Below are 15,390 nucleotides of genomic sequence, written 5' to 3'. Positions count from 1 at the left end.
CAAAGAAGTTTTATTGATTGATACAGGTTCTTACATAGGCTTTGATGGTAGCGCACTGTTTGCCTTCTGATTCGCCGTAGGGACGGATAGTGTATTCGCCTACGCAGGCCGGAACAATGAAGGTTTCGGCAAAATGAACAATAAATGGTTCAAATGCTCCGGAAGGACTTTCAACGATAGCTTCACGGCCTTCTACAAGATTCAGCACGTTAACACCCCCGTTGGTATTATGGGGTACTTTTCCGGTGAACCAGTGTCTGCGTGTTTCAATAAATTCCCGTTCATGAAGTCCGGTGGCTTCTTCATACCATCCGTTGCCTTCGCTGATCTTTCTGACCCGGTTTATCAGGTTTTTTTTCGTCCAGTTGGTTGTTCTGTCCCACTGAATAACATGGCGGCCGTGTTCAATATTAATGGGTCGTGGCTTTCCGTCCAACCCAAGCCTTCCCCAGTCCCAGAGCTTGAAAGTAAAAATATATGGGGTAGAACTGATTTCGAGGACAAGGCAGTTTTTCCCCGAACAATGAACTGTTCCTCCCGGAATAAGGAAGTGGTCGTGCTTCTTTGCAGGCCAGCGCTCCACGAACTTTTCCGCATCAAAATACACACCTTCTTCCTGGGCTTTGTAAAGCTCCTCAATCATGGCTTCGGGATTGATTCCTTCCCTGAGACCAAGGAAAACAGATGCATCTTCTGCTGCGTCTATCAGATAATAGCTTTCATCCTGCGTATAATGGATGCCGAATTTTTCCTGAATGTATTCGGTCAATGGGTGCACCTGGAGCGATAGGTTCCCTCCTTCCATGGTGTCAAGAAAGTCAAAGCGGATGGGAAATTCATCACCGAAGCGCGCGTGGACAGCTTCTCCCAGCAATTTACGCGGGTAGGCAAATACAAGATTGATAGATGGGGTTTCGAAAACGGCTTCGCCATAAGTCAGGAGCAAACTGTTCTCCTCCGGAACACAATTGAAACACCAGGCATAGTTCTCTGGTTCCGGATCAAGTCCACAAAACCTTTTCATCCACTGGCCGCCCCATGGCCCCTGATCGAAATAGGGCATAAGACTGAAAGGCCGGGTGAGGGTTTTCTCCAATCCATTGCGGAAAGCTTCGGCGGTAAGCAGCACAGGTATTTCCATGTTCGTTGAGTCAAGGATAAAATCCCACCGGTGCATCAGTTTCTTTTTCAGGCGGTCACATATTCTCCAGTCAACAAAAAATCCTCTTTTGTACTTTTCTTCAATGGAATCGTCTTTGTTTTCCATTCCGAGGTTGTCCACTTTGTTGGCCCGCATCCTTAACTGAATCTCCCACCGTGGCATATCAGCATATACCAGAACGGAGGGCCGGTCTGAAATGAGCGATGACCCATAACCAAAGATAAGAATCAGCCCCTCGCCGGCTTCTTCGACTTCCTTTTTCAACTTACTGACTTTTTCCATGTCCACCAGATCGGTCATATTGAGCCTTGTCAGATAGCCAAAGATGCGGTCATCAGTAACATCGGGGAAAGTAATCCTTTCAACTTCCCCGGGGGGAAGGAAATAGTCCCTGCTGGTAATGATGCGCCGGGGTTTTAAATGACTGCCAAAAATGCTCAGCAGGTCGTCATAATAAACACCCTGATAGCATTCAACCACTACAATTTTTTTTGGATGGTTAGGTTCCTTCAGTTTAGCTTCCAATGTTTTGAAAATAGCATTCCATCCGCTGAAACATCCGTTACTGTCTTCTGTCACCCTTACGGAGGGTCTCTTGTTAAAATTCGGTTTCAAATCAACGCAGTTTAAAAATACAATCAAACCATGATGCTGAACAGAGAGCTGAATCAATTATATCCCTGGTTCTGAACAAGTTTAGGATTATAATAAAGTTCCTTTTGTGGAATAGGGAAAAGTACATGGTACGATTTGACGTTGGCTGAAGGTTTTGCCAGCAGCACCTGTTCCTGCAACTTGTTCATGCGAACCAGGTCGTACCAGCGATGTCCTTCCATGACAAATTCTTTTTGTCTTTCCTGAAGGACAGCATTTTTGAATGCCTGATAATCCAGACCGGGTGTCAGATCATCTAGGCCGGCACGGTTTCTCACCTGATTTATTGCATTGTATGCCTCTGTAGTGGGGCCATTATTGATTTCGTTGAGTACTTCGGCATACATCAGCAAAACATCGGCGTAGCGGAGGTAAATGAAATCAGCGTCCGATTCCCCATTCTGCCTGCCTCCTTCTGCTTCCTGATCCCAGTATTTTCTGATGTACGGCCCGTCGAACACTTCTCCCTCAAATTCGGTGATGAAGGTTGCCGCTTTTCGTTTATCATTGCTGGCAAAAAGATTATAGAGGTAATTGGTTGGTCTTTCCCATCCCTGTCCGTTTCGAACCCCTTTATCTGATTTGGTGGTGGGCATCAGCCGCACAATGAACTGATTGGTAGTCCATCCTTCTCCAAGAGTGGCACTGAAGTTTACAGCCCAGATAATTTCACCCCTGTTGGAATTGCTGATTTTGAAAATATCGGCGAATTCAGGTTCGAGGGTATATTTGCCGAGAACCTTTTCGAGTTGGGTCTTGCAGAGGTTAAAATCGCTCTGGCTTTTGTTCATTGCGCCCCGGGTAAGATAAACTTTTGCCAGCAGGGTTGATGCGGCCAGACTGGTTGGCATTCCTTCCTTTCTGTTGGGAAAAGGGTTGGTTGCCAGATAAACTTCTGCCTTTTTCAGGTCGCTAATGATGGAATCATATACTACCGCTACAGGAGTGCGGGGAATGATGGTGCTCTGCACGCTGGTTGTTGCCTTAAGCTGAAGAGGTACATCTCCGAAAAGCTTTGCCAGTTCAAAATACAGCATTCCTCTGAGGAAGTAGGCTTCTCCCTGCAGATGGTTTTTTACGGCTTCGCTCGAATACTTTTTTATTTTTTCAGATTCCTTCAGCAGAACGTTGCATGAGTTGATAACACTGTACGATTGTTCCCACACGAAAAACTGAGGAGCATTGTTGGCATCAAAGGTGAAGTTAGACAGATCGTGCATGTCGATGGAAGGTCCTGTTTCGTAAGCATTATCGGAGGCCAGATCCTGAATTACCCAGAAATTATTGAAGAATAATCCGCCTCCTTCCCATGTCCAGGTAATCAGACCCCCAAACATGCCGTTGGCAAAGGTTACGAGGTCTTTTTCAGTCTGAAAATAATTGTTGTAATTAAAATCAGACCGTATGTCCGAATCAAGAAAATCGCTGCAGCTGGTAATTGCTAAAAGGAGCGCGGAAATTGCTATGAACATCTTTTTCATGGCGGAAGGAATTAAAAAGTAACGTTGAGTGAGAAAAGATATGTTTTGGCCATAGGATATGGGCCATAATCGGCACCTTTCCCATAAACACTGCCTCCGAAAATTGAGACTTCGGGATCATAACCTGAGTACCGTGTAAGGGTGTACAGGTTACGGCCACTGAGAGCAAGCTGAACGCTTCTGATGTGCAGTTTTCCGAGAATTTTATCCGGAAGGGTATAGGAAAGAGTCACCTCTTTCAGGCGTGCATAGGAACCGTCTTCAACAATTACATCCGACATAACATTGCCGTGAGGCGAGGCATTCGCCCGCGGATATTTATTGGTCGGATTGGTTTCTGTCCATCGCTGCAAAGCTACCTTTGAGTTGTTCTGGAATCCGTCAAAGCTTTCAAGGAAGAACCGGTTAAAATTAACAATCTTATTGCCGTAATCTCCCTGAGTGTAGATGTCGAGCGTAAAATTCTTATAAGTGAAAGTGTTTTTAAAACCCCATGAAAAATCAGGATTCGTATTGCCAAGTTTGAAGTAATCATCAATGGTCAGCTTCCCGTCATGATTTTTATCAATATACTTCCTGTCGCCGTACCGCGGTATTTTTGACGGGAAGAAAGGAACAGACGAGGGATCCTCATTCAGTTGAATGATGCCATCTGACTTGTATCCGTAAATATTGCCTATGGGTTCTCCTTCGCGGATCATCGTCCAGTCAACAATATTCATGATGGAATTTCCGTAAATGGTACTCGATTTATCCAGGTTGGTGACCTTATTCCGGTTGAATGATATATTGAACCTTGTGTTCCATTTGAACTGTTCTTTCAGATTGACAGAGTTGACCGAAAATTCCATTCCTTTATTCTGTAAGTTGCCAACATTGGCCCAAACAAACTGAAATCCGGAGGAAGTATTTACAGGGATATACAGGAGAAGATCGGAGGTGTTTTTCAGATAGGTTTCGGCGATGAATTCAATGCGTGACTCGAAAAGGCTGAGGTCGAGCCCCGCATCATACTGTGTTGTTACTTCCCACTTCAGATCCTGATTTTCGAGAGAGTAAACATAGGTTCCGATAACTTTGGCATTGGCTCCTTCGCCGAAAAAGTAAGGGCGGTTGGCCATCAGGCTCAGTGAACTGCCCGGAGGGATCCCCTCATTACCGACCGTTCCGGCACTTATTCTAAATTTGAGATCATTAATGGCGGTGACTGATTGCATGAAAGGCTCTTTGCTTATTCTCCAGGCGGCAGAAACCGAAGGGAAGAATCCAAATTTATGCAGTGCACCAAATTTCGAAGATCCGTCAGTTCTTCCCGAAGCGGTCAGATAATATTTGTTGTCGTAATTGTATATAACCCTGGCAATTCCTGACAGCATACTCCATGTGTTGTACCCGGTGAGAATGGTTTTATCAATGGCTGCTCCCAGGTCGTAGTATCCGAGACGGTCGTCATTGAACCGCTCAACAGCGATTTCGGCCGATTCCGAGACGTATCTCTGAGCGGTTTGCCCCAGAAGGAAATTGAACCTGTGTTTCTGAACTTCCAGGTCGTAGGTGAGCGTATTCTCAATCAACCAGGTGTACCCATCAATATTGACATTATTGCCTTTCCCTTTTTCCTGTCCCCTCTTAATAAAGCTGGGGATGTACTGCTGTTCTTTGTTAAAGAAAGCATCCATACCGAATTTGAACTTGTAGGTCAGGTTTTTCAGGACCTTCCAGTCAAGATACCCGTCAGAAATCACGCGGCTTGTGGTAATACGTGTTTTGGTTTCGTTGATTTCGGCCACCGGATTGCCTACTTTATTAATGGTATTGCTTTCATAGGTATACCCTCCTTCCTGATCGGGATCGTAAACATTTTGTCCCGGGTTGAAAAGAAGAGCCATGGTTACCACATTCGACAGGGTATTGGGTACTCCGGTTGTTACTCCGTTGTTGACACTGCGCGAAAGGTTGATATTGATTCCTGTTCTGACTTTTGCTGATAGCTGGTTGTCGAGGTTCAGGCGAAAGGTGCCTTTGCTAAAATCGGAGTTTTTGATAATACCTTCCTGTTCTACGAGGTTGCCTGACAGATAGTAGGAGGTTTTGTCACTTCCACCTCTTAATGAAAGCTGGTAATTGGTCATGGGGGCAACCCTGAAGATTTCGTCCTGCCAGTCGGTTCCTTTCCCGAAACGGCTTGGCAGGGCAAAGGCAGTATTATAGGCTACATCGGGGTAGTATTTGCGGGCTTCGGTTACGGCAGCATTTCCCAGTTCTGCCAGTTCCCGGGCATTGAGCAATTCCAGCTTTTTGGTAATTTGCTGCAAGCCGACCGAAGAGTTAAAGGTTACCTGCATGTCGCCTTTGGTGCCCTGCTTGGTTGTTATCAGAATTACTCCGTTTGCGCCACGGGCACCGTATATGGCCGTAGCAGAAGCATCTTTGAGAATCTGTATTGATTCAATGTCGTTCGGGTTGATCGCCACAAGCGGATTGATATCCGATCCCTGGATGGTCCCGCTGGTCAGATCAGAGGCATTGGTAATGATAGGCACCCCGTCAATCACATACAACGGTTCATTCAAACCGTTAATGGAAGTGGTTCCTCGTATGCGGATGGATACCGGTGCCCCGGGTTTTCCTGTCGATTGTGACACTACTACACCTGCTGCCTGTCCCTGCAGTGACTGATCAAGCGAAAGCACGCTGGGAGAGGCAACGTCCTTGGCCTTTACCGACGATATGGAAACGGTTACATCGCTTTTACGCTGAGTTCCGTAACCTATTACAACAATTTCATCCAGATTGGTGATTTCCGGCGTGAGCATGATCTGATAATCTGTAATGCCCTCGGAAACAGGTTGCCTGACTTTGTTGTACCCGACAAAGGAAAAGGTAATATACTTAACGGTGGCCCTGTCAATGGAAAGGGTAAAGTTCCCATCCAGATCAGTTGTTGTTCCGATGGTTGTACCTTCCACAAATACGGATACACCCGGAAGCGGGGACTTGTTTTCGTCAACGACTCTTCCTTTGATGGTAACGGTTTGTGCGAACATTGTGCTGAAGGTCAAAAGCAGACCCAGCAGGAAAGTGATTTTTTTCATAATAAGTTGAATAAACACGGTGGACTTTGACGGTGGTCCGGGAAAATATTGCTACCCGCACTGTGGAATTCCTTGCAACTGTCTCTTGCTGCAGGTTATAACAGAGCCTTTCTTCACAGCGCAAATGGAACATCAGAACAGAGTCTGATGTCTGGCAGACTCTGTTCCGACGCCACAGGTTCAGGGAATGGTAAGAAGATTATTATCAACGGTACTGCAGCTTAGTACTGAAATATTGGCTACCGCGTTGGCCATCTCCACTGTTCCGTAAGGCTGGAAAGCTCCTTTTGGCTGGCTGGTGAAGGTGTTCTTAATGCCATACAATCCAAAAACCGGAATATCCCAGTACATGATCATCTGGGATTCAGTAGCACTGGTGATCTTGTAATCATAATACTCATCAACGCCTTGTGAACCGGATCTGAGCTTGCGTATCAACCTGAGAATGGCAATTGTATCGGCATTGTTGGGTGTTTCTTTATAAACCCAGTAACAGAAGTGGTGTGTACTGTCAGCATATTGTGCAGTCATATCAATATCATAAGTGCCATCCTGGTGGAAACGATATGTGTAGGCAGCATCGTGAGGAGCAAGAACATCAAACCCCAGCCATTCACTTGCCGTAACTTTCCAGTCGTATTTGACAAAAGAGGATTTAACAGAGAGTGATACATCAACAACAAGTGCCGTTGTCTTAACCTGATCCTTTTTGTCGGTCACTTCAAATTCAAATCCCAGGGTATGCAGGTCATCAAATTCCTGTACCGTGTAGGAAAAATTGTACGTGTAGGTATTCCCGTTCTTTACCAGCTGACTGGTAACGTCAACGGCTGTTCCCTTCACTTCGTCCACCACCTTGTAATACTTAAAGGCTTTTACTCCTTCGGCTACGATAGTAATGGTGGCTGTTGCTTCTTCCCCTACCTTCAGTTTGGGAGTAACCGTTTTGTCAATACTAATGGCAGTTGCCACAGGTTCTTCTTCATCTTTGCAGGAGGTCATTGCCAGGGCAATGAAAAGAGCAAAGACACTAAGTTGCAGCATGTAGTTGGTTAAACGTTTCATAAAAACTGGTTTAAGTGTTTTTGTTTTATTTTATATATGTTCAAATGTATGAACATATCATTACAAAGATACATTGTTAGGTTTGATAATTATGTGTTATAAAACATATTTTACAGAGAATTATTTCAGGATACCTGTTTTTAATGAATCGGGAAAACGGTTTTTCAGCGTTCGCTTTCAACTGTATAGACAAAGCTGTCGGCACGATAAAAGCCGATGTTGTATTCGATAGGTCTGCTTCCGGGATCAAAAACGTAGCGTTTGCGTTTTAAAATGGGGTCACCGGGTTTAAGCTGCAGTTTACGGGCAAGAAAATCGTCAGCCACAATAGCACTGATTTCCTCTTTTGAGAGCTTGGCTATCGTTGCGTAATTTTTTTCGAGGATTTCATAAAGAGGTTTGGTAAAATCTTCTTTTCCGGTGAGTCCTACCCGTGGATGAAACCATGAGATAAAATAAACAAAAGGTCGCTCAGGTCCTCCCCGCAGGCGTTCCAGCTTAAAAACAGGCTTTTTCAGCGGAATGCGGAAAAAATCGGCCAATGCCTGATCCGCTTCTTCCCATGAGGTTTTTAGTTCATAATTGGTGATTTGTATTCCGAGGGCTTTCATTTCCTGGGAAAAACTTAACCAGTTATTCAGGCGGGTATTCACCCGTGTATCGGCTACTACGGTACCGACGCCTTTTTTCCTGATAAGAAGTCCTTCATAGGTAAGCCTGTTGGTGGCCTGACGCAGAGTATTTCTTGAAATACCCAGCTTTTTTGCCAGTTCAACTTCGTTGGGCAGGAATTTTCCGTTTTTATATTCAGGCTGCTTGATCATTTCCCGCAGCAGGTTTTCTACCTGAATATGCAGTGGCACGGAACTCTTATGGTCTATTTCATATTCCATGGAGGATACTACCTTATAATAATGTGCAAATGTATATACAAAAATAAACATAACTGATCGTACCATCTCCATCAATGCGATCAGTTAACAGTATTGTTCCGGAAAGATACTTGCTTCAGAAAGCCAATTCAGTGGGGTAAGAAAGAATAGGATGTCAACTGATTTTTCCCAGCCATTCCCTTACTTCCTCCGGCTTTGGGTTCGGCAGGTCCAGTTTGTTTTTCTTGTTGTACCCGCACATATCCTGATGCAGTTTGTTGGGATTAAGGGTTTTGAGCATAGAAACCTGTACAAAGCCCATTTTCTGCAGTACAGGAACCCATGCTTCGGGTATGCCTGCTTGGGTATATTTTTCCGTGGGATCGGCCACAGACTTCTTTTCCGGCCGCATCTGGGGAAAGAAAAGAACATCCTGGATAGACGGCTGATTGGTCATGATCATGGTAAGGCGGTCGATGCCGATACCAAGTCCTGCCGTAGGAGGCATCCCATATTCAAGAGCTCTGAGAAAATCTTCATCGAGCACCATGGCTTCCTGATCACCGCGTTTACCCAGTTGTAGCTGGTCCTCAAAGCGGGCCCGCTGGTCAATCGGGTCATTTAGTTCAGAAAAGGCATTGCACAGTTCCTTTCCATTGCAGATGGCCTCAAACCGTTCCACAAGCCCCGGTTTGCTCCGGTGTTTCTTGGCCAGGGGCGACATTTCAATGGGATAATCCATGATAAAGGTTGGCTGAATAAGGAAAGGTTCCACCAGTTCTCCAAAAATGGCATCGATCAGCTTTCCCTTACCCATGGTTTCGTCCGTTTCGATATTCAGTTTTCTGGTTACCTCGCGCAACTGGTTTTCGTCCATTTCTCCGATATTGATGTCGGTTTTTTCCTTGATGGCATCGTACATGGTAATGCGTTTCCATGGCCGCCTGAAGTCAATCAGGTGCTCTCCCACCTGAACCTGGGTGGTGCCGTGGAGGTCTATGGCTACTTTTTCGATCATTTCTTCCACCAGGTCCATCATCCACAGGTAATCCTTATAGGCCACGTACAGTTCAATCTGGGTAAATTCCGGGTTGTGAAAACGGTCCATCCCTTCGTTGCGGAAGTCCTTTGAAAATTCATACACCCCGTCAAATCCGCCCACGATAAGCCGTTTGAGATACAACTCATTGGCAATTCTTAAATACAGGGTCTGTTCCAGTGTATTGTGAAAGGTTTTGAATGGGCGGGCGGCAGCGCCTCCGTAGAGCGGCTGAAGAATGGGGGTCTCCACTTCAAGGTATCCCCGCTTGTTCAGAAATTCGCGCATGGAATTGATGAGCCTGGTTCGCCTGACAAAAACCTCGCGAACATGCGGATTAACAATCAGGTCAACGTATCTCTGCCTGTACCGTAGTTCCGGGTCGGTGAATGCATCAAAAACTTTGCCGTCCTTTTCCTTGACAACAGGAAGCGGGCGCAGTGATTTGGCGAGGAGTTTCAGTTCCTTAACATGAACCGACAGTTCTCCTGTTTTGGTAATAAAGGTAAACCCACTGATTCCTATGATATCTCCTATATCGAGAAGCTTTTTGAACAGGGTATCATACAGGGCGGTATTGTCAGGAGGGCAGATATCTTCACGCCGCACGTAGAGCTGAATACGCCCCGTAGCATCCTGAATCTCCGCAAACGAAGCGCTGCCCATGATGCGCCGGCTCATAATCCTTCCTGCAAGCCGCACATCCTGGAAATTATTTTTTTCCGGGCTGAAGTTTTTGCGGATTTCATCAATGCTTGTGTTGACTTCAAACAAGGCTGCCGGATAGGGGTCAATACCCATTTTTCTGATTTCTTCAAGAGCCTGACGGCGAATTAGTTCCTGTTCGCTGAGTTCGGTATAATTCATGTCGAAAGATTTAATGGCTGCAAAGATAATATGTTAGGAATAAGTACAGTGCGTAAATGCTTCAAAACTTCGCTTTTCGATGCTTCCTGCAGAAATTTTACCTGCCAGAATAGGCCGGGACAGTTTCTGAAGAATGAATTACCTTTGCTTTTTCAAAAACAGCAATTGTGAATAACAATACCTCACCCCGGCGCCGGTTGCCTCCCTGGCTCAAAATGCGAAGGGCTTCAGGAGAAACGTACTCAAAAGTGCGGAATCTGGTCGACCGGAACCATCTTCATACCATCTGTACGAGCGGCAATTGCCCCAATATCGGCGAATGCTGGAGCAGAGGAACGGCCACTTTTATGATCCTGGGCGATATCTGTACACGGAGCTGTAAATTCTGCGGTGTGGCAACGGGAAGGCCCAATCCTCCTGATCCGGAAGAGCCGTTAAAAATTGCCCGGGCCATCCATACCATGCAATTGAAGCATTGCGTTATTACCTCGGTCGACAGGGATGATCTTCCTGACGGTGGCGCTGCATTCTGGGCTGAAACAATTCGTGCCGTGAAAACCATGAATCCTGGCGTTACCATGGAAGTGCTTATTCCCGATTTCCGGGGGAATACCGACAGCCTGGACCGGGTTATTGAAGCGGGGCCTGATGTGATTTCGCATAACCTGGAAACGGTAAGAAGGCTAACCCCTCTCATCCGCAGTGTTGCCCGTTATGATGTAAGCCTGTCGGTTTTGAAATATATAGCATCAAAAGGAATCACAGCCAAGTCAGGAATCATGCTGGGACTGGGGGAAACCCTGCCCGAAGTGCTGGAGACTATGGACGACCTGCTCGCAGCCGGGTGTTCAGTAATGACCATCGGACAGTATCTGGCACCTACGGCCAGTCATCTTCCTGTGGCCGAATACGTTAAGCCTGAAGTTTTTGAAGATCTGGCGCGGATTGCTCTGGAAAAGGGATTCCGGGCCGTAGAAAGCGGGCCGCTGGTGCGTTCCTCCTACCATGCAGAAAAACATATCGTGGGTTCGGAAAAAACGATACAAAATGTATGAGGTAATTTATACCGATCTGGGCCGAAAGGACTATAAAGAAACCTGGGATCTGCAGGAAGAAACCCTGAGGAAAATGAGCGAAAAGAAACTTCAGGGCGAGACCTCTCCCGGTCATTTGTATTTTGTGGAACACAATCATGTTTATACACTGGGTAAAAGCGGTTCCCGCAATAACCTGCTCATTGGCGATGAGTTTCTGCGGCAGATTGATGCCGTGTTTTATCAGATCAACAGGGGTGGGGATATTACTTATCACGGGCCCGGTCAGATAGTTGGTTATCCTGTATTTGACCTCGACCGGCTTGGTATTCTGGTAAAACGTTATGTATACCTTCTTGAAGAATCGGTTATTCAAACCTTGCAGCATTTTTCTGTGAAGGCAGAAAGGCTGACCGGAGCTACGGGCGTTTGGATCGATGCCGCTGATTCTTCCCGTGCACGCAAAATCTGCGCTATCGGCGTCAGAGTAAGCCGGGGAATTACCATGCACGGTTTTGCCTTTAATGTGAATACAAATCTCGATTATTTTCACTACATTAACCCCTGCGGATTTACCGATAAAGGAGTAACTTCCATGGAGAAGGAACTCGGTGAAATTCAGGATTTTAATTATGTAAAGAATGTCCTTCGACAAAAGATACAAACCGTATTTGAACTCACTTTTGTTTGAGTTCAGGCGGTAAGATATTCCCATGATTAATAAGAACTGGATAATAAAAGAACATGGAAATGAGGATGACGTCAGACGGTTAGCAGAGCAGCTCGGGATGGAGAAACCTATTGCCAATCTGTTGGTTCAGAGGGGGATTAAGACCTTTGAGGAGGCAAAAGCCTTCTTTCGTCCTTCCCTCGAAAACCTGCATGATCCTTTTTTAATGAAGGACATGGAAAAGGCGGTCGGACGTATTGAAAACGCAATTAAAAACCGCGAGAAGGTCCTCATTTACGGCGACTACGATGTCGACGGTACAACGGCTGTTGCCATGTTGTACCTTTTTTTCAAGAATCGCTTTGCTGCCATTGACTATTACATCCCCGACCGTTATACGGAAGGATACGGTATTTCTCTTCGGGGGATTGATTATGCCGCCTCGAAGGGGATGTCGCTTATCATAGCACTCGATTGCGGAATTAAGGCGGTTGAAAAGGTTGAGTATGCCAGAAGGAAAGGAGTAGAGTTCATTATCTGCGATCACCACGAGGCTGGAGAGACCATACCGGCGGCTGTGGCTGTACTGGACCCGAAACGTCCCGATTGTGCCTACCCGTATAAGGAACTTTCGGGCTGCGGTGTGGGGTTTAAACTGCTTCAGGCTTTTGCCCAGCGGAATAAAATTCCTTTTTCCGAACTGGAAGAGTTTCTGGATCTTGTGAGCGTCAGCATCGCTTCGGATATTGTGCCTGTGACGGGCGAAAACCGCATACTTACTTATTTTGGCCTGAAAAAGCTGAACAGTTCGCCCCGTACCGGCCTTAAAGCCATCATCAAAGTGGCCGGAATCGATGGCAGGGAAATCACGGTTGAGGATGTGGTATTTAAAATCGGCCCGCGGATTAATGCTGCCGGACGGATTGAATCAGGAAAACATTCGGTGGACCTGCTCATAAGTGAAGATCCTTTGACAGCCCTCGACATCAGTGATCAGATCAACGGGCTGAACAGCACCCGCCGGAATATTGACGGAACCATTACCCAGGAAGCCCTGCAGATTCTTCAGAACGATAAAAAACTTGCGGGCAGAAAAACTACGGTACTCTTCAATCCGGCATGGCACAAGGGAGTGATTGGCATAGTGGCTTCCAGGCTTATTGAACACTATTACCGGCCTACGGTGATTCTTACCGAGTCCAATGGCTTTGTTACCGGTTCAGCCCGTTCGGTACCAGGGTTTGACCTGTACCATGCGCTGGAACAATGTGCCGATTTGCTGGAGAATTTTGGCGGCCATATGTATGCGGCCGGTGTAACCATGCGGAAAGAGGCCCTTCAGGCCTTTATTAACCGGTTCGAACAGGTGGTAAGCGAAACCATCGAACCGGGGTTGCTGATACCTATCCTTGAAATAGATACGGAACTGAAACTGAAAGAAATTACTCCGAGGTTGTACCGTATTCTTAAGCAGTTCGAGCCCTTTGGCCCCGGAAACATGAATCCTGTTTTTATTACCGAAGATGTTGCTCTTTACAACGGGGATGCCAGGATTGTCGGTTCATCCGGTGGTCACCTCAAGCTGACCCTGATTCAGGACGGTTGCCCAGCCTGTATTTCCGGAATAGCCTTCAATATGGCACATTATTATGATGAAATCAAGGACGGGCGGGCCTTTGATATTTGTTACTCTCTCGATGAAAACACCTACCGTGATGTTACCACAATTCAATTAAAGATCAGAGATATCAAAACGTACTGATACGGATCCATTATAGGGAAAGAGAATTTCTCAGGAATTCCTTTCATATGTTTTTCTTGAAAGCATATGCATTTACGGCTGAAATAAAGGTAAAAAGGGATTAACCTGTCAGATAATTCCGGCTTTTTTCAGTACCAGCTCAATATTGGGATAAGTATTTGACAAGGGCTCCTGCAGACCGGAGGGGGCAAACCATCTGACTTCTGTAATGCCCTCGATGGTCAAAGGTTTTGTGTCGGAATTCCCGTTCATCTCCATGGTAAACCAGATGGTTTTTTTCAGAACAGGTTTGCCGTTAAGACGGTAAACATGAAAAGTGGTTGTCAGGCGCTGAGCGTGAGAGAGTCCCTTTATTCCACATTCTTCGGATACTTCACGGAGAGCGCCCTCCTGGTAGGTTTCCCCGCGTTCCAGTTTTCCCTTTGGGAGATCCCAAATCCCGTTCCGAAGAATGAACAGGATGTCTCCCTGCCGGTTTCTGACCAATCCTCCGGCAGCCTTGATGATCCTGAAGCAGGATTTCAGCGCTTTGCGGAGGTCTTTAAAATTCGGATGAAAGATGGTGAGAGAGGGAATATCCTCATATTTTTCGAACAAACGCAGAATTTTCAGAAGTTCCTTCCGTCCGGTGAACCGGAAATACAAGGATGCATCTTTGCCTTCATCCGGGTCACTGGTAATAATCACCGGACGCCGGTTAAAAAAAACTTCATACTTTTGGGGCATGGAAACCATTGCAACAAAAATTGCCGGATACTTACTGCAAAGTAAGGCAATAATCATCGAACCTGCAAATCCTTTTACCTGGGCTTCGGGCTGGAAGTCGCCCATTTACTGTGACAACCGGATTACCCTTTCGTATCCCGAAATACGTACTTTCATCCGGGATGCATTTGTACAGAAGATCAGGGAAGTGTTTCCTGAAGTGGAAGTTATTGCCGGTGTTGCCACGGGAGCAATTGCCCAGGGAGCATTGGTTGCCGAGGTTCTCGGACTTCCTTTCAACTATGTAAGGTCATCGCCCAAGGATCATGGGAGGGAGAATGTAATTGAAGGACAGGTTTTTCCCGGGCGAAAGGTGGTTGTAATCGAAGACCTTGTTTCTACTGGCAGCAGCAGTCTCAAGGCATACAATGCTCTCCGCGAAGCAGGCTATCACGTGCTGGGAATGGTAGCCGTTTTTACCTATGGTTTTTCTGAAGCGGCCGACAATTTCAAAAAGGCAGGCTGCCGGCTCGAAACGCTCTCCAGCTATGAAGTGCTGATTGATGAGGCGAGCCGAACCGGCTATATCTTGCCGGAACAGATGGAAGTTTTACGGCGCTGGAGGGAAAATCCTTCTCAGTGGACCCCCTGATTACCAGTTGAACAATACTATATGATCAAATTGCAAAGCCGCACGGGAACGGTGAGTTCTCCGCCACAGAATGTCTATTCGTTCCTTTCCGATTTCAGAAACTTTACGCATCTTGTTCCATCGGAAATGCTCACCGACTGGAAAGCAGAAGCTGATTCCTGCAGTTTCAGGCTCAGCAACCTGGGAATGGCCGGACTGCGGATGGTGGAACGGGAACCATTCCGGCTGATTAAAATTACCGGAGAGGGCCCTCACGCTCTGGCATTTTTTCTGTGGATCCAGATGAAGGAAGCGGAACCGGATGCAACACATATCAGGCTGACACTTCATGC

General features: G+C 46.3%; 12 protein-coding genes. 5 read left to right on the top strand and 7 right to left on the bottom strand.

Features of this window, described 5'->3' with window-relative positions; genetic code table 11:
- Positions 1-10 precede the first annotated feature (10 nt).
- From GX419_11775 to lysS, 6 genes are all read right to left on the bottom strand, one after another.
- Positions 11-1,777, bottom strand: a complete 1,767-nt coding sequence (locus tag GX419_11775) for a mannose-6-phosphate isomerase (GenBank protein NLI25373.1) — start codon at positions 1,775-1,777, stop codon at positions 11-13.
- Positions 1,778-1,830: 53 nt separating this feature from the next.
- Positions 1,831-3,297, bottom strand: a complete 1,467-nt coding sequence (locus GX419_11770; protein ID NLI25372.1) for a RagB/SusD family nutrient uptake outer membrane protein — start codon at positions 3,295-3,297, stop codon at positions 1,831-1,833.
- An 11-nt stretch (positions 3,298-3,308) separates the two neighbouring features.
- A complete protein-coding gene (locus GX419_11765; GenBank protein ID NLI25371.1) occupies positions 3,309-6,392 on the bottom strand; it encodes a TonB-dependent receptor in 3,084 nt (1,027 codons plus the stop codon).
- Positions 6,393-6,572: 180 nt separating this feature from the next.
- Entirely contained in the window at positions 6,573-7,457 is an 885-nt protein-coding gene (locus GX419_11760; protein ID NLI25370.1) for a hypothetical protein, read from the bottom strand.
- Positions 7,458-7,621: 164 nt separating this feature from the next.
- On the bottom strand, positions 7,622-8,350 hold the full coding sequence (locus GX419_11755) for a GntR family transcriptional regulator (protein ID NLI25369.1): 729 nt from the start codon (positions 8,348-8,350) through the stop codon (positions 7,622-7,624).
- A gap of 154 nt (positions 8,351-8,504) precedes the next feature.
- Positions 8,505-10,235: a lysine--tRNA ligase gene (gene lysS, locus GX419_11750; GenBank protein NLI25368.1), complete on the bottom strand. Its 1,731-nt coding sequence runs from the start codon at positions 10,233-10,235 to the stop codon at positions 8,505-8,507.
- A gap of 167 nt (positions 10,236-10,402) precedes the next feature.
- Between lysS and lipA the strand changes: the two genes are divergently transcribed.
- Genes lipA through recJ form a run of 3 tightly spaced genes read left to right on the top strand, consistent with a single transcriptional unit; the run spans position 10,403 to position 13,701 of the window.
- Complete coding sequence (lipA, locus tag GX419_11745) at positions 10,403-11,290, top strand: lipoyl synthase (GenBank protein ID NLI25367.1); 888 nt, start codon at positions 10,403-10,405, stop codon at positions 11,288-11,290.
- The gene (gene lipB, locus GX419_11740; GenBank protein ID NLI25366.1) at positions 11,283-11,960 is read left to right on the top strand and encodes a lipoyl(octanoyl) transferase LipB; all 678 of its coding nucleotides are present in this window, start codon (positions 11,283-11,285) and stop codon (positions 11,958-11,960) included. Before lipA ends, lipB begins: the two co-directional genes overlap by 8 nt.
- Positions 11,961-11,976: 16 nt before the next feature.
- Complete coding sequence (recJ, locus tag GX419_11735) at positions 11,977-13,701, top strand: single-stranded-DNA-specific exonuclease RecJ (protein ID NLI25365.1); 1,725 nt, start codon at positions 11,977-11,979, stop codon at positions 13,699-13,701.
- A gap of 108 nt (positions 13,702-13,809) precedes the next feature.
- Here the strand turns inward: recJ and GX419_11730 are convergent, their stop codons facing one another.
- Positions 13,810-14,436 (bottom strand): NUDIX domain-containing protein, encoded by a 627-nt coding sequence (locus GX419_11730; protein NLI25364.1) that lies wholly within the window; start codon positions 14,434-14,436, stop codon positions 13,810-13,812.
- Between GX419_11730 and GX419_11725 the strand changes: the two genes are divergently transcribed.
- Together GX419_11725 and GX419_11720 are read left to right on the top strand one after the other, a co-directional pair.
- Positions 14,426-15,058, top strand: coding sequence for an orotate phosphoribosyltransferase (locus GX419_11725; protein ID NLI25363.1), 633 nt, complete (start codon positions 14,426-14,428; stop codon positions 15,056-15,058). The two genes, GX419_11730 and GX419_11725, sit on opposite strands and share 11 nt — an antisense overlap.
- A 21-nt stretch (positions 15,059-15,079) precedes the next feature.
- Positions 15,080-15,390 (top strand): hypothetical protein (locus GX419_11720; protein NLI25362.1); only part of this gene is annotated, 311 nt, incomplete at its 3' end.

The sequence above is a fragment of the Bacteroidales bacterium genome (assembly GCA_012517825.1).
GTDB lineage: Bacteria > Bacteroidota > Bacteroidia > Bacteroidales > JAAYUG01 > JAAYUG01.
This window is presented reverse-complemented; position numbering and strand designations above follow the sequence as displayed.

Coding starts and splice junctions, on each gene's coding strand:
- GX419_11770 (NLI25372.1), bottom strand. CDS start 3,297: ATGAAAAAGATGTTCATAGCAATTTCCGCGCTCCTTTTAGCAATTACC.
- GX419_11765 (NLI25371.1), bottom strand. CDS start 6,392: ATGAAAAAAATCACTTTCCTGCTGGGTCTGCTTTTGACCTTCAGCACA.
- GX419_11760 (NLI25370.1), bottom strand. CDS start 7,457: ATGAAACGTTTAACCAACTACATGCTGCAACTTAGTGTCTTTGCTCTT.
- GX419_11755 (NLI25369.1), bottom strand. CDS start 8,350: ATGGAATATGAAATAGACCATAAGAGTTCCGTGCCACTGCATATTCAG.
- lysS (NLI25368.1), bottom strand. CDS start 10,235: ATGAATTATACCGAACTCAGCGAACAGGAACTAATTCGCCGTCAGGCT.
- lipB (NLI25366.1), top strand. CDS start 11,283: ATGTATGAGGTAATTTATACCGATCTGGGCCGAAAGGACTATAAAGAA.
- GX419_11725 (NLI25363.1), top strand. CDS start 14,426: ATGGAAACCATTGCAACAAAAATTGCCGGATACTTACTGCAAAGTAAG.
- GX419_11730 (NLI25364.1), bottom strand. CDS start 14,436: ATGGTTTCCATGCCCCAAAAGTATGAAGTTTTTTTTAACCGGCGTCCG.